Origin of the sequence: Dyella terrae, from assembly GCF_004322705.1 — a bacterium.
Classification (GTDB): domain Bacteria; phylum Pseudomonadota; class Gammaproteobacteria; order Xanthomonadales; family Rhodanobacteraceae; genus Dyella_D; species Dyella_D terrae.
In genome coordinates this window covers 1,741,709-1,764,976 of record NZ_SIZZ01000001.1, presented here as the reverse complement: position 1 = coordinate 1,764,976, position 23,268 = coordinate 1,741,709, and the positions used below count along the sequence as shown (strand labels likewise).

20 protein-coding genes and 1 tRNA gene are annotated in these 23,268 nt (G+C 62.2%); 11 read left to right on the top strand and 10 right to left on the bottom strand.

The annotated features are described in order from the left end of the window. Nucleotides 1–224 precede the first annotated feature (224 nt). From thrS to EYV96_RS07865, 9 genes are all read left to right on the top strand, one after another. A complete protein-coding gene (gene thrS / locus EYV96_RS07905) occupies nucleotides 225–2,126 on the top strand; it encodes a threonine--tRNA ligase (protein ID WP_131150889.1) in 1,902 nt (633 codons plus the stop codon). A 44-nt stretch (nucleotides 2,127–2,170) separates the two neighbouring features. Next, nucleotides 2,171–2,698, top strand: coding sequence for a translation initiation factor IF-3 (gene infC, locus EYV96_RS07900; protein WP_338068495.1), 528 nt, complete (start codon nucleotides 2,171–2,173; stop codon nucleotides 2,696–2,698). 292 nt (nucleotides 2,699–2,990) lie between these two features. After that, the gene (gene rpmI / locus EYV96_RS07895) at nucleotides 2,991–3,188 is read left to right on the top strand and encodes a 50S ribosomal protein L35 (RefSeq protein ID WP_019467379.1); all 198 of its coding nucleotides are present in this window, start codon (nucleotides 2,991–2,993) and stop codon (nucleotides 3,186–3,188) included. A 16-nt stretch (nucleotides 3,189–3,204) separates the two neighbouring features. Then, nucleotides 3,205–3,564, top strand: coding sequence for a 50S ribosomal protein L20 (rplT, locus tag EYV96_RS07890; protein ID WP_131150887.1), 360 nt, complete (start codon nucleotides 3,205–3,207; stop codon nucleotides 3,562–3,564). 195 nt (nucleotides 3,565–3,759) lie between these two features. Next, nucleotides 3,760–4,755, top strand: coding sequence for a phenylalanine--tRNA ligase subunit alpha (pheS, locus tag EYV96_RS07885; RefSeq protein ID WP_131150886.1), 996 nt, complete (start codon nucleotides 3,760–3,762; stop codon nucleotides 4,753–4,755). Nucleotides 4,756–4,877: 122 nt separating this feature from the next. Beyond that, nucleotides 4,878–7,256, top strand: a complete 2,379-nt coding sequence (gene pheT / locus EYV96_RS07880) for a phenylalanine--tRNA ligase subunit beta (protein WP_131150885.1) — start codon at nucleotides 4,878–4,880, stop codon at nucleotides 7,254–7,256. A 1-nt stretch (nucleotide 7,257) separates the two neighbouring features. Then, nucleotides 7,258–7,557: an integration host factor subunit alpha gene (gene ihfA / locus EYV96_RS07875; RefSeq protein ID WP_026635111.1), complete on the top strand. Its 300-nt coding sequence runs from the start codon at nucleotides 7,258–7,260 to the stop codon at nucleotides 7,555–7,557. Beyond that, nucleotides 7,538–7,894, top strand: a complete 357-nt coding sequence (locus tag EYV96_RS07870) for a MerR family transcriptional regulator (protein ID WP_131150884.1) — start codon at nucleotides 7,538–7,540, stop codon at nucleotides 7,892–7,894. Before ihfA ends, EYV96_RS07870 begins: the two co-directional genes overlap by 20 nt. Before the next feature lie 70 nt (nucleotides 7,895–7,964). Further along, nucleotides 7,965–8,041, top strand: a tRNA-Pro gene (locus tag EYV96_RS07865). 62 nt (nucleotides 8,042–8,103) lie between these two features. On the opposite strand, the gene EYV96_RS07860 is transcribed toward EYV96_RS07865, so the two are convergent. The 9 genes from EYV96_RS07860 to serA all read right to left on the bottom strand — a co-directional run bounded on the left by EYV96_RS07860 (nucleotide 8,104) and on the right by serA (nucleotide 17,845). Continuing rightward, nucleotides 8,104–8,412 (bottom strand): UBP-type zinc finger domain-containing protein, encoded by a 309-nt coding sequence (locus EYV96_RS07860; RefSeq protein ID WP_131150883.1) that lies wholly within the window; start codon nucleotides 8,410–8,412, stop codon nucleotides 8,104–8,106. Nucleotides 8,413–8,446: 34 nt separating this feature from the next. After that, the gene (locus tag EYV96_RS07855; RefSeq protein WP_131150882.1) at nucleotides 8,447–10,027 is read right to left on the bottom strand and encodes an N-acetylmuramoyl-L-alanine amidase family protein; all 1,581 of its coding nucleotides are present in this window, start codon (nucleotides 10,025–10,027) and stop codon (nucleotides 8,447–8,449) included. Nucleotides 10,028–10,265: 238 nt separating this feature from the next. Then, nucleotides 10,266–10,574 carry a UBP-type zinc finger domain-containing protein gene (locus EYV96_RS07850; protein ID WP_131150881.1) on the bottom strand — a complete coding sequence of 103 codons (309 nt, stop codon included), beginning with the start codon at nucleotides 10,572–10,574 and terminating at the stop codon, nucleotides 10,266–10,268. Between the two features lie 29 nt (nucleotides 10,575–10,603). Beyond that, a complete protein-coding gene (locus tag EYV96_RS07845; RefSeq protein WP_240732370.1) occupies nucleotides 10,604–11,608 on the bottom strand; it encodes an NAD(P)H-quinone oxidoreductase in 1,005 nt (334 codons plus the stop codon). Between the two features lie 121 nt (nucleotides 11,609–11,729). Further along, nucleotides 11,730–13,217, bottom strand: coding sequence for a chemotaxis protein CheW (locus EYV96_RS07840; RefSeq protein ID WP_131150880.1), 1,488 nt, complete (start codon nucleotides 13,215–13,217; stop codon nucleotides 11,730–11,732). 12 nt (nucleotides 13,218–13,229) lie between these two features. Further along, the gene (locus tag EYV96_RS07835; RefSeq protein ID WP_131150879.1) at nucleotides 13,230–13,706 is read right to left on the bottom strand and encodes a chemotaxis protein CheD; all 477 of its coding nucleotides are present in this window, start codon (nucleotides 13,704–13,706) and stop codon (nucleotides 13,230–13,232) included. Further along, on the bottom strand, nucleotides 13,690–14,529 hold the full coding sequence (locus EYV96_RS07830) for a CheR family methyltransferase (protein ID WP_131150878.1): 840 nt from the start codon (nucleotides 14,527–14,529) through the stop codon (nucleotides 13,690–13,692). The genes EYV96_RS07835 and EYV96_RS07830 overlap by 17 nt, the downstream gene beginning before the upstream one ends. 10 nt (nucleotides 14,530–14,539) lie before the next feature. Beyond that, on the bottom strand, nucleotides 14,540–16,240 hold the full coding sequence (locus EYV96_RS07825) for a methyl-accepting chemotaxis protein (RefSeq protein ID WP_131150877.1): 1,701 nt from the start codon (nucleotides 16,238–16,240) through the stop codon (nucleotides 14,540–14,542). A gap of 372 nt (nucleotides 16,241–16,612) precedes the next feature. Next, nucleotides 16,613–17,845, bottom strand: a complete 1,233-nt coding sequence (serA, locus tag EYV96_RS07820) for a phosphoglycerate dehydrogenase (RefSeq protein ID WP_131150876.1) — start codon at nucleotides 17,843–17,845, stop codon at nucleotides 16,613–16,615. A gap of 105 nt (nucleotides 17,846–17,950) precedes the next feature. On the opposite strand from serA, the gene EYV96_RS07815 reads away from it, so the two are divergent. Next, nucleotides 17,951–19,321: an FAD-binding oxidoreductase gene (locus EYV96_RS07815; RefSeq protein WP_131150875.1), complete on the top strand. Its 1,371-nt coding sequence runs from the start codon at nucleotides 17,951–17,953 to the stop codon at nucleotides 19,319–19,321. Nucleotides 19,322–19,389: 68 nt separating this feature from the next. Beyond that, nucleotides 19,390–20,340 (top strand): prolyl aminopeptidase, encoded by a 951-nt coding sequence (pip, locus tag EYV96_RS07810; protein WP_131150874.1) that lies wholly within the window; start codon nucleotides 19,390–19,392, stop codon nucleotides 20,338–20,340. 68 nt (nucleotides 20,341–20,408) lie between these two features. Here the strand turns inward: pip and EYV96_RS07805 are convergent, their stop codons facing one another. After that, the gene (locus tag EYV96_RS07805) at nucleotides 20,409–23,204 is read right to left on the bottom strand and encodes a lamin tail domain-containing protein (RefSeq protein WP_131150873.1); all 2,796 of its coding nucleotides are present in this window, start codon (nucleotides 23,202–23,204) and stop codon (nucleotides 20,409–20,411) included. Nucleotides 23,205–23,268 lie beyond the last annotated feature (64 nt).

The following is a 23,268-nucleotide window of genomic DNA, read 5'->3' as shown; positions in this document are numbered from 1 at the left end:
GTAAACTAGCGTTCCGTGACCCAAACCGGACGACAAGGTGGCCCGCGTGTAGACGCCGGCCGAGCGTGTGACATGGCAACTACCACTTTCCACTGCTGACGCCGCCACGCCTTGTGCTGACACAAAGGGCGCCTGGCGCTCTTTATTTTTGCCCCCATCTGGCGGGCAACGCTCCAGAAACTTCAAGCAAGCGCCCCTTTGATGGGTGCAGATCAGGATTTGCGATGATTGAGATCACGCTCCCCGACGGCAGCAAACGCCCGTTCGACCATCCCGTCTCCGTGCAGGACGTGGCTGCCTCCATTGGCGCCGGTCTGGCCAAGGCCACCCTGGCCGGCAAGGTCGACGGCAAGCTGGTGGATGCCAGCTACACGATCAACCACGACGCCAGCCTGCAGATCGTCACCGACAAGAGCCCCGAGGCGCTGGAAATCCTGCGTCACTCCACGGCGCATCTCCTGGCGCAGGCCGTGCAGCGCCTGTACCCGGGCGCGCAGGTCACCATCGGCCCGGTGATCGACAACGGCTTCTTTTACGACTTTGCCTACGAGCGTCCCTTCACGCCGGACGACCTGGTCAAGATCGAAGACGAGATGAACAAGATCGTCAAGGAAGAACTGCCCGTGACGCGCAGCGTGAAGTCGCGCGACGAGGCGGTGTCGTTCTTCCGTGGCATCGGCGAGGAATACAAGGCTGAAATCATCGAGAGCATTCCCTCGAACGAGGAGCTGTCGCTGTATTCGCAGGGCGAGTTCACCGACCTGTGCCGCGGCCCGCATGTGCCGAACACGAGCAAGCTCCGCGCCTTCAAGCTGATGAAGGTGGCCGGCGCCTATTGGCGTGGCGATTCCAACAACGCGATGCTGACGCGCGTCTACGGCACGGCGTGGCTCAACGACAAGGATCTCAAGGCCTACCTGCTCCAGCTGGAAGAGGCCGAAAAGCGCGACCATCGCAAGATCGGCAAGGCGCTTGATCTCTTCCACCAGCAGGAAGAAGCGCCGGGCATGGTGTTCTGGCACCCGAACGGCTGGGCCATCTGGCAGGCCGTCGAGCAGTACGTGCGTGGCGTGTATCGCTCCAGCGGTTACCAGGAAGTGCGCGGTCCGCAGATCATGGACGTGAGCCTGTGGAAGAAGTCCGGTCACTGGGACAACTACCAGGAAAACATGTTCTTCACCGAGTCGGAAAAGCGTACCTACGCGCTCAAGCCGATGAACTGCCCCGGCCATGTGCAGATCTACAACACCAGCCTGCACAGCTACCGCGACCTGCCGATCCGCTACGGCGAGTTCGGTGGCTGCCACCGCAACGAGCCCTCGGGCGCGCTGCACGGCATCATGCGCGTGCGTGCCTTCACGCAGGACGACGGTCACATTTTCTGCACGGAAGACCAGATCGAATCCGAGGTTACGGCTTTCCACCAGCAGGCCATGCAGGTGTACGCGGACTTCGGCTTTGACGACATCGCCCTGAAGATCGCCTTGCGCCCTGACAAGCGCATCGGCAGCGACGCCGTGTGGGATCGCGCCGAGGATGCCTTGCGTGCCGCGCTGGGCAAGGCGGGCGTGCAATGGGAGGAGCTGCCGGGCGAGGGCGCCTTCTACGGCCCCAAGATCGAGTACCACATGAAGGACTCCATTGGCCGGGCCTGGCAGGTCGGCACGATGCAGGTCGACTTCATGATGCCCGAGCGCCTGGGCGCCGAGTACGTGGACGAGCACAGCCAGCGCCGCCATCCGGTGATGCTCCACCGCGCCATCGTGGGCTCCATGGAGCGCTTCATCGGCATCCTGATCGAGCACCATGCCGGCAACCTGCCGGCCTGGCTGGCCCCGGTCCAGGCCCAGGTGTTCAGCATTACCGACGCCCAGGCCGGCTATGTCAGCGAGGTCACGCAAGCCCTTGTAGACAAAGGTTTCCGGGTTAAGGCCGATTTGCGCAATGAAAAGGTCGGTTATAAAATCCGCGAACATACGTTGCAGAAAGTCCCGTACCTGCTCGTCGTAGGTGATCGCGAGAAGGAATCCGGGGCGGTTTCCGTCCGTACCCGTACCGGTGAAGACCTGGGCAGCATGCCGCTGGCCGCCTTCATCGAGCGCCTGGAGGCCGAGACGCGTCGCTAAGTCGACGCCCGGCCATATTCGTTAATCTTCTGGAGGATTGTGGTATCGCTACCACCGACAACAAGGGCAATCGCCGAAACCATGAAATCCGCGTACCGCGCGTACGTGTGATCGGGCCGGATTCCGAGCAGCTCGGCATTCTGACCCGCGATGAGGCACTCCGCGCCGCCGAGGAAGCAGGGCTCGACCTGGTCGAGATCCAGCCCAACGGTGACCCGCCGGTCTGCCGCATCATGGACTACGGCAAGTTCAAGTTCGAAGCCCAGAAGAAGGCCCAGGCGGCCAAGAAGAAGCAGAAGCAGGTCGAGATCAAGGAAGTGAAGTTCCGTCCGGTTACGGACGTGGGCGACTACCAGATCAAGCTCCGCAACATGCTTCGCTTCCTCGAAGAGGGCGACAAGGTAAAGGTCACCATCCGCTTCCGCGGTCGCGAGATGTCGCACCAGGACCTCGGCCAGAACCTGGCCAAGAAGATCCAGGAAGATATCGGCGAGAACGGCGTGGTGGAGTCCTTCCCCCGCCTGGAAGGTCGCCAGATGGTGATGATGATCGGGCCCAAGAAGAAGTCCTGAGGGGCTTGTTCAGGTTCGGATCGACGGGAGCGGCGGCCTGGGGTCGCCGTTTCCTTTTTCGAGGCCGGGCAGGGGGTTGGCTGGCGAGAGGGTGGTTTCGGCGTGGCCCATGTCCGTTGGCTTGTGGATCCCCGCTTCAGACGTTCCCAACCACTGGCGCCCGCCCTCGATTCCCGCTAAACTTTCCAGTTCGACCCACCAGGACGGGTCGTGAACCGATCATGGCAGGACGGAAAGCGTGGCCCACGGGCTGCCGCCAGATCAGTCAGAAACCGAGATACGGAGCATTTCCATGCCCAAGATCAAGACCAACCGGGCGGCGGCGAAGCGTTTTCGCAAGACCGCTTCCGGTAAGTTCAAGGCCGGTCACGCCTTCAAGTCGCACATCCTGACGAAGAAGTCGACCAAGCGTAAGCGCAATCTGCGCGCTACCAACCACGTCAAGGCATGCGACACCAAGGGTGTGGCACGCATGTTGCCGTACTTGTAAGGCGGAGGACTGAACCATGGCTCGTGTTAAGCGTGGCGTTACCGCCCGTCGTCGTCACAAGAAGATCATTGGCCGCGCGAAGGGTTACTACAACGCCCGTCGCAAAGTCTTCCGCGTTGCTAACCAGGCCGTCATCAAGGCCGGTCAGTACGCCTATATCGGTCGCAAGCAGAAAAAGCGTCAGTTCCGCGCCCTGTGGATCACGCGTATCAATGCTGCTGCCCGTCAGTTCGGTCTGTCGTACAGCCGCCTGATCAATGGCCTGTCGAAGGCTGGCATCACGGTCGACCGTAAGGTCCTGGCCGACATTGCCGTCCACGACATCAAGGCTTTTGGTGCCATCGCGGAAAAGGCGAAGGCCAGTCTGGCCGCTTGATCGTCCCGGCGCACTGCGCCCAGGCGATATGATGTAAATCAAGCGGGGAGGAGGCCAACGCCTCCTCCCCGTTTTTGTTTGGCCGCCACACGGCGGCAGGGAAGCGGAACGGAAGGGAAACAGTGCGGGGATTCCCCGCTTCTCCTATTCCCGACTCCCGATTCCCGATTCCCAGCTCCCAAAGGAATCGCATCGATGGACGATTTGGATAGCCTTGCCTCGAAGGCACTGGCAGACATTGAGGCAGCCGGTACGCTCGATGCGCTCGAAGCGCAGCGCGTCGGTTTGCTGGGCAAGAGCGGTGTCATCACTGCCGCATTGAAGTCCCTGGGCGCACTGTCGCCGGACGACCGCAAGGCCCGTGGCGCCGAGGTCAATCGCGTCAAGGAACGCCTTGCCGATGCCCTGTCCGTGCGCAAGCAGGCGCTGGAGCAGGCCGAGCTCGATCGCCGCCTGGCATCCGAAAAGCTCGACATCACCATGCCAGGCCGTGACGGCGAGCGCGGGGGTATCCATCCGATCACCCGTGCACTCGAGCGCATCAGCGCGATCTTCGCCCGCCTGGGCTACCAGCGTGCCGATGGCCCCGAGATCGAGGATGACTGGCACAACTTCGAAGCGCTGAACTTCCCGCCGCATCACCCGGCGCGCGCCATGCACGACACGTTCTATTTCGGTGACGGCCGCCTGCTGCGCACGCATACCTCGCCGGTGCAGATTCGCTCCATGCAGGGGCGTCAGCCGCCCATTCGCATCATCGCGCCGGGCAAGGTCTATCGCAGCGATTCGGACCAGACGCATTCGCCGATGTTCCACCAGATTGAAGGCCTGCTGGTGGATGAAACCTCGAGCTTCGCCGATCTGAAGGGCACGCTCGCCGAATTCATTCGCGCCTTTTTCGAGCGCGATTTCGAGATGCGTTTCCGTCCGAGCTACTTCCCCTTCACCGAACCGTCGGCCGAAGTGGATATCCGCTGGGATGCCGAAGACGGCTCGACGCGCTGGCTCGAAGTGCTTGGCTGCGGCATGGTACATCCGAACGTGCTGCGCAATTGCGGCATCGATCCGGAGCGCTATACGGGCTTTGCGTTTGGCCTCGGCGTGGAGCGCTTCGCCATGCTGCGTTACGGCGTGTCGGACCTGCGCGCGTTCTTCGAAAACGACCTGCGTTTCCTCAAGCAATTCGCCTGAGGTTCGTGGCGTCCGCCAGGCTGCGGCGATCAACTGGCTCCTGTTGATCGTCCGTTGTCCTGAGTTCCGAACGTTACGTCGTCCGATCCACTGTCCTACCTTCCCGATTCTCGGATAGACCCATGAAATTCTCCGAAAACTGGCTACGCGAGCTGGTCGACATCAAGGCAGACCGTGCGCAACTGGCGCATGCGCTGACCATGGCTGGCCTTGAAGTGGAAGAGCTCACGCCACTGGGCGAAAGCCTCGATGGCGTGGTCGTCGCGGAAATCGTCGCGGCCGAAAAGCACCCGGAGGCCGATCGCCTGCAGGTGTGCAAGGTCGATGCGGGCCATGGCGAAGTGCTGCAGATCGTCTGTGGCGCGCCCAATGCGCGCGTCGGCATCCGTGTGCCGCTGGCCAAGGTCGGCGCGACGCTGCCGGGCGGTATCGTCATCAAGGCAGCCAAGCTGCGTGGCGTCGAGTCCTTCGGCATGCTGTGCTCGGCCAAGGAGCTGGGTATCGATGCGGATGCCTCAGGTTTGCTCGAACTGCCAGCCGATGCGCCCATCGGCATGCCGCTGGCCGATTACCTGGGTCTGCCCGATGCCAGCTTCGAGTTGAAGCTCACCCCCAACCGGCCCGACTGTCTTGGCTTGGTCGGTCTGGCACATGACGTGGCCGCCCTGTTTGGCAGCCGCGTGAAGGTGGCCGAACAGTCTGCCGCACCAGTGACCGGCGATGCTCGTCGCGGCATTCGCCTTGAGGCTGGCGCCGACGCTCCGCGTTACCTTGGTCGCGTGGTCGAGGGCATCGACGCCAGGGCCCGCACGCCGCTGTGGCTGGCAGAGCGCCTGCGCCGTGCCGGGCTGCGCCCGATCAGCGCCATCGTCGACATCACCAACTATGTGATGCTCGAGCTGGGCCAGCCGATGCATGCCTTCGACAACGACAAGCTGCACGGTGACATCGTGGTGCGCCACGCTCGCGAAGGCGAAACGCTCAAGCTGCTTGATGGTTCGGAAGCCAGGCTCGACAAGGGCTTCGTCCTCATTGCCGACGATCAGGCCGGACTGGCCGTCGCTGGCGTCATGGGTGGCTTCGAATCGCGCGTCACCGATGACACGCAGAACGTTTTCCTGGAATCCGCGCATTTCGCGCCGGCTGCCATCATGGGCCGTGCGCGCAAGCTCGGCATGCATACGGATGCATCGCATCGCTTCGAGCGAGGCGTCGACCCGGAACTGCCGCGTCGTGCACTGGAGCGCGCTACGGAACTGCTCCTCTCGATCGCCGGCGGCAAGGCCGGTCCGGTGCTTGTCGCCGAAAACCTGGCCGATCTGCCCACGCCGGCCACCGTGACCCTGCGCCGCGCGCGTCTGGCCCGCGTGCTGGGCGTGACGGTGGGTGACGCCGAAGTCGCGCGTATCTTCACTGCGCTGGGCATGAAGGTGCAGGCAATCGGTGAGGGCTGGACGGTGACCGCGCCGACCAGTCGCTTCGACATCGAGCGCGAAGAAGACCTGATCGAAGAGGTCGCACGCATCTTCGGTTACGACAACATCCCGACGCATACGCCAGCCGGCGCCCTGACCCTTGGCATCGAAGCCGAGGCGCGCATTGGCGAGCTGGCGCTGCGCGAGCAACTGGCCGCCCGCGACTACTACGAAGCGGTCAACCTGTCCTTCGTGTCTGCCGAACTGCTGGCTCGCTGGGGCTTCACCGAAAACCTGGTGCCGCTGGCCAATCCGCTGTCTGCTGATCTGGCTGTCATGCGCCCGTCCTTGCTGCCGGGCCTGATGGAGGCGCTACGCCATAATCGCGCGCGCCAGCAGGAGCGCGTGCGCCTGTTCGAAGTCGCGCGCGTCTTCGCGGCCGGCAACCCACCGGTCGAAACGCCGAGCCTGGCCATCGTCGCCAGTGGCACGGCGTCGGCCGAGCAGTGGGGTGAAGCATCGCGTCCGCTCGACTTCTATGACCTCAAGGGTGACCTGGATGCGCTGATTGCCTGGGGTGGCGAGCCCCAGCGCTGGTCCATCCATGCCGACCAGCTGCCCGGTTGGCTGCACCCTGGTCGTGCTGCCCGCGTGGTGCGTGACGGCGTGACGGTGGGCTTCCTCGGCGCCCTGCATCCCCAACTGGCCAAGGTCCTCGACCTGGGTCCGGACGTCCACGTGCTTGAGCTGGCCCTTGAGCCGGTCCTGGCCCGTCGCCTGCCCCGGTCGGAGCCGGTTGCCCGATTCCCGTCGGTCCGTCGCGACATCGCCATGGACCTTCCGGAAGAGGTGCAGTGGTCACAAATTGAGCAGGTCGTTCGAGGCACCCTGGGTGGCAAACTCAAGGAGCTGCGCCTGTTCGACCGCTATAGCGGAAAGGGGGTCGAGATTGGCCGAAAGAGTCTCGCTATGGGCTTGATTTTGCAGGACGCTTCACGCACGCTTACCGACGAGGACGCGGATACCTGCGTACGTGATGCAGTATCTGCGTTGGAGACAGCATGCAAGGCAAGATTGCGAGGATGACATGGCGCTGACCAAGGCGGAGATGGCCGAGCGCCTCTTTCTCGAGGTGGGCCTCAATAAGCGAGAGGCAAAAGAATTCGTGGACGCCTATTTCGAGGTGGTCCGCGAAGCGTTGGAAAAGGGCGAGCAGGTCAAGCTGTCGGGTTTCGGCAATTTCGATCTGCGTCAAAAGAACCAGCGTCCGGGGCGCAATCCCAAGACGGGCGAGGAGATTCCGATCTCCGCTCGTCGCGTGGTGACGTTCCGACCGGGCCAGAAACTCAAGGTGAGAGTCGAGAGCTATGCTGGACCAAGGGAATAACACCGAACTCCCGGCCATCCCGGCCAAGCGCTACTTCACCATTGGTGAGGTCAGCGATCTGTGTGGCGTCAAGCCGCATGTCCTGCGCTATTGGGAGCAGGAATTCCCGGCCCTGAACCCGGTCAAGCGCCGGGGTAATCGCCGCTACTACCAGCGCCACGACGTTCTGATGATCCGTCAGATCCGCGGCCTGCTGTATGACGAAGGCTTCACCATCACCGGCGCCCGCGCGCGTCTGGAAGGCCCACAGGCCCGCATGGAAGCCAGCATGTCGCACCAGATCGTCCGGCAGGTCCGCATGGAACTGGAAGAAGTCCTCGCACTGCTGCGCCGTTAATGGCGCAGCGCTGCAACGTTCATTCACACCAGTCCGGCAAACTGCTAGACTTACCAACTCACCGTTTCGTCGGGGCGTAGCGCAGCCTGGTAGCGCATTTGCCTGGGGGGCAAAGGGTCGTCGGTTCGAATCCGGCCGCCCCGACCAATTCGGTTAGGTTTCAAAGAAAAGGCGTCCCATCGGGGCGCCTTTTTTGTTTCAGGCAAGTACTAAACAAACCGCGGAATCGGCCCCCACTGCGGCGTCATGCGATCCCGCAGATCGAACATCACCTCATCCACGTAACACCATCCCCATCCCTCCGGCGGGTCATAACCCTCGATGATCGGATGGCTGGTCGCATGGAAATGCTTCGTGGCATGACGATTCGGTGAGTCGTCGCAGCAGCCCACGTGGCCGCAGGTGCGGCAAATGCGCAGGTGGACCCAGGGACTTCCCGACTTGAGACATTGCTCGCAAACCCTGGCACTGGGTTTGACGTCCTGGACGCCGGAAGGGTGAGAGCGGAGTACTGTCATGGAGACGGACACGATGGCCGTGTGCAACGTCTCCCTACGTATCTTCCGGAACCTTCTCGTCCGAGTTAATGCAAGTTTGCGAAAGCGTGGCCCAGTCGGTCACGATCCCATCAAAGTCCCTGAGACGACTTCTCCATATTGCCGTTCCGGTTTGCGGGATACGCCCGCAGAAAAGAGTCGTAACCATTGGAGTTGTCGGGTCGACGATGTAGCGGATTGTGCTTTCGCAATCTATCCAGCCCGCCGGGCAGTCGAGGGGTTCGAACTCAACCGTGATAGGTATTTCTGGATGACCAGTGATGTCGATACTGACAGGAGCGCTTTCCGTCTCATTGGCGACGACATCGGAAATGGATTCGATATCGAACTTCGAACAATCCCAGCCGTTGGAGAAAGCTCGGTAGCCCTTCGCAATGCCTCTTGTTGCCGCTACAACAAAGTCGTTGTCTTGCATGGCGGCTGCATCTTCGGGATTGGAATGAAAGCCGACCTCGACGATGACTGAGGGCATCTTCGACTCCCTGTTCTCGGCATAGTTTGAGTCCCGCGCACTTTTGTCTATCAAGTAGTCGCGGTACTTGTCCAGGGTGTCCACTTGTTCGCGCATATAACAAAGAACGCGGTCTCCTAGCGTTTTACTTGTCGAGTCCTTAAGTTGGTAAAATGCTCTCGCGCCTCGGATAGTGGGATCTCCATCGCCATTTGTGTGTAGATTGATAGCGGCGTCTGCGCCAATATGATTGGCGAAGAAAGGTCTGCTATAAACATCTTCCTTTTGCTCGCGATCGTGCTCTGAAGATCCCTTCCTTGAGTTCCATATCTCAGGATTGTTTGGATAGGCTCGTTCGAGGTTGTAGCGCGCACCCATTTCGTACCAATGTTTGCCACTTGGTTGGTGAATACCTATATACATACCGCGCGGGTAGATGGCTCCGACATCGCTTCTTATCTGCAGCCACGCGGAGACCATCAAGGCGTAGTTCGGAGTCGTTAGATCCTCGACCATTCCATTGTGCCAATCTCTCTGCAACCGCCAGTCCTTGTAACCGTGGTGGTAGTAGTAGCCATGCCCGGCCGTCACTGCAATCTTCTGTGATGATTTTGTGTTGATTGAAGAGTGTGGGGTTAACGATGGTGGCGGGGCGCGCCACGCTTCGGGATGGTAGAAATAGGCGTCCTTACCGCCAAAGAGGAGGAGAATGCCAGTCACTTGGGCAACTCCCTTCGTCACCTGATCGGCAGAAGTCAAGAATTCGCCTTGAAGATCTTCGAGCTCCAGCTCGAGTGAGTATGGGCCCATTGCTGTGCCAAGGTCGACGACTAGGCGTCCACTCGCGGCATCCAGGCTAACCATTGCAGACGCCGGTAGCGGCAGCGGGCTTCTTAGTTGATGCAGGCTGAGGCGGTAGGAGATGTCTTGCGAAATCCGCGCTTCAAAGTCGGCCTTGCGCGCGTCCGGCAGTAGCGCAATTGGCACACGCTGGTCATGAATGTGGTTTGTCGCACTTGCTTTCGAAGGCAGTTGCAGTGACGTAACTAAGGCTACGGCAAGTGCGAAATTTACTGCAATCCTGGGGGTGTGAGGATATTGAGATAAGGGAGCTTTCCCTGGCATGTGTTGCGTCCTTGACGCGGCTTATGTGTCCATCAAGGTTAAGGAGGGGAGCTATTGCCGGATAGCGGTGTTCACCATCGATCCGAGTCATCCTTCAATTGTCTTGCGTAAGGGTGGGACCGGGTCAGCGGGGGCAGGTCTGGACCGGCCAGACTTCCGTAGACACCTATTGGCCGTCCGGCGCGTAGTGATGTTCCGGCTTCAGGCGACGTTGGTCTCGCATGGGAAATGGGGCTAATCAAACAAACCGCGGAATCGGCCCCCACTGCGGCGTCATGCGATCCCGCAGATCGAACATCACCTCATCCACGTAACACCATCCCCATCCCTCCGGCGGGTCATAACCCTCGATGATCGGATGGCTGGTCGCATGGAAATGCTTCGTGGCATGACGATTCGGTGAGTCGTCGCAGCAGCCCACGTGGCCGCAGGTGCGGCAAATGCGCAGGTGGACCCAGGGACTTCCCGACTTGAGGCATTCCTCGCAACCCCTGGCGCTGGGCTTGACGTCCTGGATGCCGGTGAGGTGGGAGCAGTTGGCGGTCATGGCGGAAGCCTTGTTTGACGTTTGGACGGCTAAACCTTCAGGACGATCTTGCCGATGTGCTCGCCTGCTTCCATGGCGCGATGCGCATCGGCGGCACGACTCAGAGGAAACACCTGGTCGACGATCGGCAGGCAGCGGCCTGCTGCGAACACAGGCCAGACATGAAGGCGCAGGTCCGCGGCGATTTCAGCCTTCTCGGCTGTCGAGCGTGCCCGCATCGTCGAGCCCGTGACACAGGCGCGCTTGAGGACGAGCGCCTGCAGGTCGACCTGCTCGACGACCGTTCCACCAAGGAATCCAATCACCACCAGGCGCCCATCGCGCGCCAGTGCCGCCACGTTTCGTTCGAAGTACGAGCCGCCAATGATGTCGAGAATGACGTCGACGCCGTGGCCCTCTGTCTTCTCCTGTATGGCCAGCGCGAAGTTCTGTTCGTGATAGTTGATCGCCTCGGCACCCAGCTTCCGGATCGCCGCGCACTTGCGCTCGCTGCCGGCCGTGGCGAAGGCCTGGATGCCGAACTCACGGCACAACATCAGGGCCGTGGTTCCAATCCCGCTGGTGCCGCCATGGACCAGAACGCGCTGTCCTTTCGACGCGCGGCCGATGCGAAACAAGTTCGCCCACACCGTGAAGAACGTTTCGGGAATGGCTGCGGCATGGATGGCGTCGACGCCAGGCGGGCGGGGCAAGGTCTGGCCAACGGGAAGCACGCAGTATTCGGCATAGCCGCCACCATTCGTGAGCCCGCACACTTTTTCACCCAGGGCGAAACCGTTGGTGTCGTCACCAAAACCCACCACTTCGCCAGCCACTTCCAAACCGGGGGTGGGGTGTGCGCCGGGAGGCATGGGGTAGCGCCCCATGCGCTGGATCACATCGGGCCGGTTCACCCCAGCGGCTTCGACGCGGACAAGCACTTCGCCGCGACGCGGGTGCGGTACATCAACGACGCGCGGATGAAGGACATCCGGTCCACCGGGCGTCGAAATGACGATCTCGGTCATCCGTTCCGGGATGGCGACGGTATTCATGGGGTGGCTTTGGCACGTGGGGTGGAACCCACGTTACGCCAGCGCCGGGTGAAGGGCGCGTGTGCTTGTCGGAGGCGAAGGCGAAGCGGCATCACGCCGCCCGCCGCCATCGCTCGCCCGATCAATGTGTTGTCGCATCGCCAGCCAGTCGCGCCTTGAGCGGCGCCAGGTCAAGTAGCATCAGCGTTCGGTGGTCGCCCATGTCGACCACGTCCTTCATGTCATGCTGCAACGTGTTGCGTGTGTGACCGAGCAGCACCCGGGGCACGGGCAACTTGTCGGCCGCATCGATGGTCACGATGTTCTCGATGGCATCCACCACCAGGCCGTACTTCTCGCCGTTCTCCTCGATGATCAGCACCTTGGTGTCCGCCAGATCGACATGGGGCGCGATACCGTAAAGCGCGCGAAGGTCGATGATCGTCACCAGCGCCTGCCTCAGGTTGAGGATGCCGCAGACGTACGCCGGAGCGCCCGGTGGCCGCACGATATCAGGCGAGAAATCGATCACCTCCCGCAGTTGTTCAATGCGCACGCCGATGAGATGCTCGAGCCGGAACGTGACATAGGTTTCACGCGCATGCTTGCGGCGATGGCCACCATCGTCAGGCGTGGACGTGACGTACAAGTCACGATGATGGCGGATCAGCTCATGGATCGTCCCGTCGGTGAACAGCCGTTCGCGAGCAATAAGGATGATGTCCCGCTGTGCGCCCCCGCTGATGCAACCGCTGAAGAACGACGTCCCTTGCTGCGTGAATGCCGGAATGGGCAGCACGTCTTCCGGGTGGTAGCTGACGATGCTTTCGACTTCGTCAGCGAGCAGCCCGAAGTGGATGTCCTGCTCCTTGATCACGATGATCCGCCGCTCGTCTTCCACGTGTGCACCTTCGACGGTGCGCGGCGGAAGGCCGAGGAAGCGGGCGAAATCCACCACGGGCACCGTATGGCCGCGAAGGTTCAGCGTACCCAGGCAGAACTCACTGGACAGCACGGTGCTCTGCAATTCAGGCACACGGATGATTTCGTGGATGGCATCCATGGGCAGTGCCAGTCGCGCGTCACTCACACGAAAGGACACGCACTGGCGACGCAGGCTCTGGGCGATCCGCTGCTGGTGCTTGCCACCACCCTCCTGAATCCGCGGCAAGTGACTTAAACCGGTGAGGCTAGCCGGTGAGAGGATCTGGAGAATACGGTCGCCTTGGTCGAGCTTCAGCGCACCCGAGATCATGGGTGTCCCGGTGTCTTCGTGGCCAAAGGCGATCTTCTGCGAGCCATGCACGCGAAGGATTTCGCCCGTAGCGTCAAAGAGCAGGCCGACTTTTGCCTGGTCGATATCAACGATCGCGATCTTGGCTTGCTCGCGCACCGAAGCATCGGGAAGCTTCAGCAGTTCGCCCAGATGAATGATCGGTACCAGCGTACCGCGCAGATTGAACAGGCCAAGCAGGAAATCCGGGGCCAGCGGCACCTGGGTCACGCTGGAGGGGTAATTCACTACCTCCTGCAACGAGGAAACCGAAAGCGCCAGTTCCGTGTCGGCCAGGTGAAACGACCCGAACAGTTCGGTCGCGTCGGATACGGTTGATGAGTTGTGCTGTTCCATGGTGTTATCCGATCAGGCAGGGCGGGCCACTTGGCGGACCGCATAGTTGTAGCTGCCGCAGTCGATGATGATCTGGCGGCCGCATTCGCCGCCGACGTCCTCATGCACCACGCGGATCCCGGATGCTGCCAGCAGGCGCTTCGCCGCCTGCACGTTCTGCTCGCCAATCAACCCATGGCGCGGCATCACCTTGTGCTGGACCATGCACGCGCCGCCGGCCACTACGGCTTCCACGTGCCGGAAGTGCCTTCGTTCCAGGCCCATCAGGGCCGTGAGCGAGGGCAGGGCATCGGTGACGTATTTGGCACCCACGGAAGCCTTCTCCGCCGGTGATTCCGGCAGCAGGCAATGCGCCAACCCGCAAATCCCGCGGTTACGCCAAAGGAGGCCAATGCCCACGCACGAGCCCAGGATGGCGCGAAGGACATCGCCCTGGCTGCCGATGCCGATCTCGCACATCCGTACCTGGATATCACGGCCCTCGAGCATGACCGGTCCGGTTGCGATAGATCAGGGGTTGCTCGAACTCGAAGCCGGTCTTGAACCGTCCCAGTGACTCCGATTCCCCGATGATCAGCACGCCATCGTTGACCATCGCGCGCCGGACGTTCTCCAGGACAACCTGCTGGCCTTCCTCATCGAAATAGATGAGTACGTTGCGCAGCAGGGCGAGGTCCACGCGCACACCGCCCTCCATGCGCTTGTGCAGGTGATGCTCGCGAAAACTGATGTTGCTGCGCAGCGCAGGCAGGACCTCCGCCTCGCCATCGGTCGCGCAAAAGTACTTCTCGAGCATGGCCGGACGCGATTTGCGCAGTCCCTCCACGTTGCGACCGCCATAGCGCCCGCGCTGGCCGACCTGCAACACGTCAGTCGCGATATCGGTGGCAAGGATGCGATAGCGAAAGCCGGGGTGACGCTCGCGATATTCCTCGCACAACATGGCCAGCGAATAGGCCTCCTCGCCCGTCGAGGCGGCGGCCGACCATATCTGCAAGGTGCCGCCAGGATGCGCGGCATGCCAGTGCGGCAGGTACACCTGCCACAGGTAATCCCAGATACGGGGCGTGCGGAAGAACGAGGTTTCGTTGGTGGTGACCAGGTTGATGAAATGGCTTAGCTCGTCGGGGCGGTTTTCCAGTACGCCCAGGTAGTCCTGGTAGCTTTCCAGCGAAAGGGCCTGCAGGCGCCGCCGCAGGCGACCCTGCAGCAGCGTCCACTTGCGCTCGGGCATGGCGATGCCAGTGTGCCGGTACACGCGCTGCAACAGCGCGTGTTGCGTGCTCCGGTCGACCTCGCAGTCGATGTCCATGAGGCCTCCGTCAGACGATGAAACGTGAAACGGTCTGGTTCAGTTCGGCCGCGCCCTGCATCAGCGTGGTAGTCGAGCGGGCGATGGTGTCGCAGGCGCCGGCGGATTTTTCGGTCTCTTCCGCCACCTGCTGGATTGCCGTGCTCACTTCGCGCGCTGCCACCAGTTGCTCGTCCGCGCCCAGTGAAATCTCGGAGATCGCCTGCGTGGTGCGGCTGACCCCGGCGACGATCTTCTCGAAGGCTTCGCCCGCCTGCTTGGAGATGTCACTGCCCTGTGCGACGCGCTTGACCGATTCATTGATGAGTTTGGAAATCTCCTTGGTCGCCTGGGAGGAGCGCTCCGCCAGTTTGCGCACCTCGTCGGCCACCACGGAAAAGCCCAGGCCATGTTCGCCGGCGCGTGCCGCTTCGATGGCGGCATTGAAGGCGAGCAGGTTGGTCTGGCTCGCGATTTCACCAATCACCTTGATGATCTCGCTGATGTCTTCGGATGACTTGTTGATCAGCTCCATCGACTCGATCGACTTGGTGATGGCCTTGGCGCCGCGCTCGGCTTCCTGCTGCGTGTCCTTGGCCAGCTGATCCGCGCTGCGGGAGTTGTTGGCGATAGAGTTGATGGAAGCGGTGAGCTCCTCGATGGAAGCATTCATTTCTTCGACCGTGGCGCCAAGCAACTGTGCGCCACCGGCGACCGTGTTGGCGCGGCCGGCAATGTCCTGGGATGAGCCGGAAAAGGCGCCGGCCGATTCGACCACTTTGCCGATGACGCCGCGAAGGTCGCTCATCATCTGTGCAATGCCGTCCGCGAGGTGATCGATCGGCTCGTTGCCGGATACGTCAATGTCGCCCGTCAGGTCGCCTTCCGCTGCGCGGCGCACGGTGGCGAGCAGGGCTTCCACCTTGCGCTGGTCGGCTTCGGCGCGGTGCTTGACGCTTTCTTCCAACGCAACCTGCGCGCTGACGTCGGTGGCAAATTTCACTACTTTGTAAAGGCGGCCGTTGCCGTCGAAGATCGGGTTATAGGTGGCCTGGATCCAGATCACCTTGCCGCCCTTGCCCTGGCGCTTGTAGCGGCCTGCATCGTATTCGCCGCGGTTGAGCTTGGCCCAGAACTCGCGGTAGTCGGCGCTGGCGGTGTAGACGTCCTCGCAGAACATGCGGTGATGCTTGCCTTCGATTTCGTCGATGCTGTAGCCCATCGCGGCAAGGAAGTTGTCATTGGCGTTCAGCACGTGGCCGTCGAGATCGAATTCGATGACAGCCTGAGCTTTGTCCATGGCACTCACCTTGCCCTGGTACTCGGCACTTTGCTGGCGAGCGGCCGTGATATCGGTGGCGAACTTGATCACCTTGTATGGCTTGCCGTCTTCGTTGAAAACCGGGTTGTACGAGGCATTGATCCAGACCTCGCGACCGTCGCGCGCGAGTCGCTTGTACTCGCCCTGGTCATACTTGCCGGCGGCGAGCTTGTCCCAGAATTTCTTGTAGGTTGCGCTGGCGGCGTACGCCGGTTCGCAGAAGATGCGGTGATGCTTGCCGCGGATCTCGTCGAGCTTGTAGCCCAGGGTGCTCAGGAAGTTGTCGTTCGCGTGAAGGATGTTGCCTTTGAGGTCGAACTCGATCACCGCCTGGACGCGATTCAGGGCGTCGGTGATGGCCTGCAGTTCCATCTGCTTTTCAAGCTGAAGTTCCGGTGTTTCGTTTCCCATGGGATTCTCCTCGGTTATCGGGCGGGACCGACGTTGTCGCCGGTCAGCAGTCAACAGAAAAAGAGAGATAGCCCGTCGATAGCGCTGCTCCCCGCAGGCCTCCATCGATGTGATGCGCGTTGTGATGGCGTGCGACGACCGGAAGGCTGTTCGAAGCGGTCCTATCCGCACCAGCCGCTGACGCACGCCTACTCCCCCATCCGGGTATCGGCCGGGTAATAGGTGGCTTGAGGTGCTGGCGGGACGAAAGTTATTGCGACTGACGTGAAGCTTGCAGCCTGCTTTGCTGAAGCTTAGGGGAGGTGGTTTAGCTCGATCCAAACGACAACGGCGCCTCCTGCGGCGCCGTTGTCATGTGCCATCGGGTGGGCGTCAGTACAAGACGCGGCTGCGGAGCGTGCCCGGAATGGCGGCGAGTTTGTCCTTCAGTTCGGCAGCCTGCGCCGCATCGGCGGAGACGTCGATCACCACGTAGCCGACCTGCGAATCGGTCTGGAGGAACTGCGCATCGATATTGATGTTGCCCGAGGAGAACAGCTCGTTGATGCGTGAAAGCACGCCCGGGACATTGCGGTGGATGTGCAGCAGGCGGCGGCTGTTGGGGTGTTCGGGCAACGTCACTTCCGGGAAATTGACCGCCGAAAGCGTCGACCCGTTGTCGCTGTAGCGAACCAGCTTGCTGGCCACCTCGATGCCAATGTTGTCCTGCGCCTCCAGCGTACTGCCGCCGATGTGCGGCGTGAGGATGACGTTGTCCATGCCGATCAGCGGCGAGACGAAGGCATCGTCATTGCCCTTGGGTTCGACCGGGAACACGTCCACTGCCGCACCGGCGAGATGCTCGCGACGCAGTGCATCGGCGAGCGCCTCGATATCCACCACGGTGCCGCGTGAGGCGTTGATCAGTAGTGCGCCCTTGCGCATCTGCGCAATTTCGGTGGCGCCGATCATCATCTTGGTCGCGGGTGTTTCGGGCACGTGCAGCGTCACCACGTCAGCGCGCTCAAGCAGATCGTCGAGGCTGCTGGCGGCACGGGCATTGCCCAGCGACAGCTTGGTTTCGATGTCGTGGAAGATCACGCGCATGCCCAGCGCTTCGGCGAGCACGCCCACCTGGGTGCCGATATGGCCGTAGCCGACGATACCCAGCACCTTGTCGCGGGTTTCGAAACTGCCGGCTGCCGACTTGGTCCAGCCGCCGCGATGGCACAGGGCATTCTTCTGGGGGATCCCGCGCAGCAGCATGATGGCTTCGGCGATCACCAGTTCGGCGACGCTGCGGGTGTTGGAGTAGGGCGCATTGAAGACCGGAATGCCCGCTACGCGAGCCGCTTCCAGGTCGACCTGGTTGGTGCCGATGCAGAAGCAGCCGACCGCGATCAGGCGGCGGGCGTGCTCCAGTACATCGGCTGTGAGGTGCGAGCGGGAGCGGATGCCCACGATATGGGCTTCGGCGATGCGCTCCTTGAGCTGGGCCTCGGGCAGGGACTTCTCGTGGTACTCGATCTGGCTGTACCCCGCCCGGCGGAAGCTCTCCACGGCGCTCTTGCTGACGCCTTCAAGCAGCAGAACCTTGATGTCTTGCTTCGGAAACGAGGTTTTCATGGAGTTGTGCCAGGTGAGCTGCCGAAGCGATCACTATGCGGCACCGCAGCACTGGACCGCAACGGGCTGGGCTGGCAAATTGAGGGTGATTCTTTCGGAGTCCTCATGACCGCCGCACGCCTGGCCTCCCTGGCCTCCCAATTGCCGGCCTTGCGCCTGTTGACCGACCCGTCCGATCTGGAGCACTACGGCCGCGACTGGACCCGCCGCTGGACGCCCGCTCCGCTGGCAATTGCCCTTCCGGCCAGTGTCGAGGAGGCCCAGGCCGTCGTGCGGTGGGCGTACGAGAACGACGTGGCGTTGGTGCCTTCCGGAGGCCGTACGGGCTTGTCCGGTGGCGCGGTAGCCGCCCATGGCGAGCTGGTGCTGAGCCTGGAGCGCATGAACAAGGTGCTGGCTTTCGATGCCGTCGACCGCACGCTGACCGTCCAGGCGGGCATGACGCTTCAGGCCGTGCACGACGCGGCAGGCCAACACGGGCTGATCTACCCGGTCGACTTCGCGGCGCGTGGCTCCTGCGCCATCGGCGGCAACATCGCCACCAACGCGGGCGGCATTCGCGTCATCCGTTATGGCAATACCCGTGAGTGGATTGCGGGGCTGACGGTCATCAACGGGAAGGGCGAACTGCTTCATCTCAATCGCGGACTGATCAAGAACTCCAGCGGTTACGATCTGCGCCACCTGATAATCGGTTCGGAAGGTACGTTGGGTGTGGTGGTCGAGGCGACCCTGAAACTGACCGATCCGCCGGCGCCTTCGCAGGTCATGCTGCTGGCCTTGCCCGACATGACGGCGTTGATGCATGTCTTCGCGCTGTTCCGCGCACGCCTGTCGCTGCAGGCATTCGAGTTCTTCACCGATGTCGCCCTGCGACATGTGCTCGCGCATGGCGCGCAGCGCGCTATCGACGGCGACCATCCTTATTACGTGGTCACCGAGTTCGATGCTGACGAAGAAGCGGCACTGGCCGTTTTCGAACAAGGCATGGAGCAGGGGTGGATCCACGATGGCGTGATGGCGCAAAGCGATGCCCAGGCGGCTGCCTTGTGGCGCCTGCGCGAGGGCATCACCGAAAGCCTTGCCTCCCATAAGCCGTACAAGAACGACATCTCCCTGCGCATCAGCGCGCTGCCTGGATTCCTTGCCGAAATCCAGGCCTTGCTGGGCGAGGAATACCCGAACATGGACGTCGTCTGGTTCGGGCACATTGGCGACGGCAATCTGCACATCAATGTGCTCAAACCCGCCACCCTGAGCGACGCCGACTTCATCGCCCAGTGCGACGTAGTGACGAAGCACCTTGCACAAACTTTGCAGCAACATGGCGGCAGCATCTCGGCCGAGCACGGCATCGGACTGGTCAAGAAGCCCTACCTGGAAAGCACCCGTACCGCCGAGGAGATTGCCTTGATGCGCGGTGTAAAGCAGGTGTTCGATCCCAAGGGGCTGTTGAATCCGGGCAAGGTGTTTTGAGCGGGGTCGGGCTGGCTGAACGTGCCTCGTGATAGCCTGTCCCGATCCCCTCCACCGGAAGCCACGCCATGGACCGCCGCACTCTCTATCCTGAAATCGAGCCGTTCGACAGCGGCATGCTGAAGGTCTCCGATCTTCACACGCTGTACTACGAACAGAGTGGCAATCCGAACGGCAAGCCGGTGGTCTTTCTGCATGGCGGTCCGGGCGGCGGCACCAACCCGCGCTGCCGCCGCTTTTTCGATCCGAAGGTGTATCGCATCGTGCTGTTCGATCAGCGCGGTTGTGGCAAGTCGACGCCGCATGCAGAGCTGCACGACAACACCACCTGGCATCTGGTCAACGACATCGAGCGCGTGCGCGAGCACCTGGGCATCGATCGGTGGCAGGTATTCGGCGGCTCCTGGGGCTCCACGCTCGCGCTGGCGTACGCGCAGACGCATCCGGACAAAGTGACGGAGCTGGTGCTGCGTGGCATCTTCATGCTGCGTCGCTCGGAGCTGGAATGGTTCTATCAAAAGGGTTGCGACGCACTGTATCCGGATGCATGGGAAACCTATCTCCATGCCATTCCGGAAGCCGAGCGCGGTGATCTGATGAGCGCCTACCATCGACGCCTCACCAGCACCGATCCGAAGGTGCGCGTGGAGGCAGCGCGTGCCTGGTCGGTGTGGGAGGGCGCCACGAGTTATCTTTATCAGGACGAATCGCATATCGCGTCCAGCGGCGAAGACGAGTTCGCGCTGGCGTTCGCGCGCATCGAATGCCACTACTTCGTGCACGGTGGCTTCTTCGAGCACGATGACCAGCTGCTGCGCAACGTCGATCGCATTCGGCATATCCCGACCACCATCGTGCAGGGTCGCTATGACGTGGTGTGCCCCATGCGCAGCGCGTGGGACCTGCACCGCGCCTGGCCGGAGGCCAAACTGCACGTCGTGCAGGACGCCGGTCACTCCGCGTTCGAGCCGGGCATCACGCATGAACTGCTGGAAGCAACGGATCGCTACGCGGGCTGACCCTTCCGCTGTCGCACTAAAAAGGCCGCGCTTCGCAGCGCGGCCTTTTTGTTTTCACGGCTTGACGGTCAGTGCTGCTGGTTCTGGCCTTGATGGTTCTGGCCCTGGTCGTTCTGGTTGCTCTGATGGCCTTGCAGCGAGGGCGCAAACAGGTCAACCACGAAGCCATCATGATCGGAAGCTCCGATCGCCTTGGTCCAGTCCGTCGCCCTGGCGGCGTCGTCCAGTGTTTGCGCCGGGGCGTCGAGGTCGGCGCGGCCGTACTGCATCTTCATGAAGCGCAGGGAAGCGGCCCAGTTCAACAAGGCGTGGTCGAGCACCTGCACCGTCGGCACGGAGCGACCCGTGTTGCCGGAGCCGGCCTTGGTGTAGCCCTGGATCTCGCCGAAGTTCTCGGTGAAGAGGAAGGAGTAGCGATCGTTCTCCGGTACCGACTCGACGGCGTTCCACAGCGCCGGACGCACGATATTGTTGCCCAGCTTCAGCTGGTTCTCGCTGTCCTTGTAGCGGCCCGAGATCAGGCCGACCACGTCCACCCAGCCATCGCTGAACTGATAGGCATTGAAGTCGCCCACCACCAGCAGCGGCATCAGCGGATGGGCCTGCTGCAGCTTCTGCACCTGGACGGCCAGCGACTTCGCCTGTTCGAAGCGCTTCTGGCGATCACGCACGGCCGTGGCATTGTCCTTGTCCACGTTGGTGCGTGCCTTCGGATGCACTGAGATCACCTGGAAGCGCATGCCGCGCGACTGAGCCGTGAGCAGGAGCGGTGGGTGATCGTGGACAAAGGCGGTGCTGCCGTTGTCGTTCCAGGTTTCGTCAGCCGCCAGCTGGCGCACGGACAGCACCTGCACGCGATCGGTGCGCACGAGGAAGCCGACGTTGATGCCGCTCGGATCGTGGCCGGGCACCAGATAAGCCTGGTACTTCGCCGGATAGTCGTCGCCGAGCTGCCTGGCCAGGCCTTCAAGCACCGTCAGGCTCTTCACTTCTTCCACCGACAATACATCGGGCAGTTTCAGCACGCTGCCGATATAGGCGGACAGGCGCTGGGTTTTCAGCACGACCTGGTCGGGCGTGGGTTCCGTGCTGTCGCCGCTGCAGGTAAAGGTGGTGTTGAACTCGCTGTCGCAGAAGCGCTCGGTGTTGAGCGCGCCGATGCGCACGGCTTGCGAAGGCGTGGCCGATACCGCACGCGGCAGCGGCGCGGCCTGCTTGATCGTGATTGACGTCGGGATGAAGGTGTAAGCGCCGAAGTCATAGGAGATCACGCCTTCCGCGCGGAACGTCGTCCCGGCAACATAGGGGGTATTCACCGGCACCGCACCGAAGTCCGCAGTGTTCATCTTGAACACTTCCGGATTGCCGCTCCAGTTGGGCAGTTCGACGCCTTCGGGCACCGGCACCGAATAACGCACGCCGGGCAGGCGCAGCGAGCGCTTGCCATTGGCGGTGATGCTCACTTCGGCGTAGGGCTGGGTGCTGAAGCGCTTGTTGCCGGTGTTGATCATGCCGTTGTCGATGCGCACGCGCATGCCAACAAAGCACTGGAAGTTCGTTGCGCCACAGGACAACGTGTCCGGGTTGGACGAGGGCGTCTTTTGGTCGAACACGACCGGTGCCGGCAGCCTGGCGTTGTGCGCAGTCACCGTGACGGTCGGGCTCTTCAGTTCCGTGAGGTTGTAGTAGCTGTCCACCACCGCGTCGACGTCGACAACGTCGCCCATGGCAACCGCAGGCTTGCTGCCGGTGAAGACGTAGATGCCGTTGGACGTGAGCTTGTCATCGTCGGCGCGCTTGTCGGGCGTCTGCATGTTGAAGCCGGCCGGGCCCACGGCGGTGACGATGTTGCCGCGCGTCATCACTGATTTGCCGAGCAGGGGCGAGGCCTGTTCACGACCCTGGATCTGCCAGATCTCCGCGGCCACCGGAATGTCATAGAGGATGGCGCCGATGGCGGTATCGCGCGTGATGGTGACGCCGCCGATGGCATCGCTGAGGTGAACCGTAAACGCCTTGTCGCTCGTGCCGGTGCTGCGACCATGCACCGTGACGTTGAACGTCGCCTGCTTTTCGCCTTCGGCAAAGTTGACCGTGGTATCGGCAGCGATGTAGTCCCCATGGGCAACCGTCGCGGTATCGTCCTGCGTCACGGCGTGCACGCTCACGCCGCCCGCGGGTGCCGGCTGGTTGAGCGACACGGTGAATGCCATGGTGACATCCGTCGCGCCATGCACGGTGGCCGTGGCGTCGGCGATCGAGACGGCGGGAGCCATGACGGCGCATTCGCTGGCGGCGTTGTGCGGTGTCGTGGGCGTGACTACGACGAAGTCGGCGCTGTTGTCGCCGGTGTTCTGCGGAAAGCCGGCGCTGTTGATGATGCGGCTGTAGCCCTTGTCCGCATTGGTGCTTCCGAGCGAGGCCAATGGCGTACCGGCCTTGTAGGCCGAGCCGGTGCTCAGGCCCACCTGATCGACAAGCGTGCCACCGGCATCAAGGAGGGCGAGACCACCGTCGTCGGTGACACCGGTGCTGTACTTGAAATCACCCGCCACGGCGCCGGAATACCCACCACTGGCGCTGTTGGTCAGCAGGACGTGGCAACCCGGAGCGATGCTGCTGCCGGCGGCGAAGGTCAAGCGCGTACCCGTGGTACCGCTGGCGTTGGACGCATTGAGCTTGTAGCCCGAAAGATCGACCGCCGTGCTTCCGGCATTGAACAGTTCGACGAATTCGTCGTTGCCGCCTGCGGGGCCACGGACGCGAAACTGACTGATGCTGAGGTCGGTGGCTTGCGCCGCGACGGATGCAAACAGACCCACGAGCGCGGCCACCAGGGCGCGCTGCCTGTGCTTGAACAGCATGATGTTCCCCTCCTGGGTATGGGACAGAAAACGCAACGTCTTTCGAAGCTAGCAAGCTTCAGCG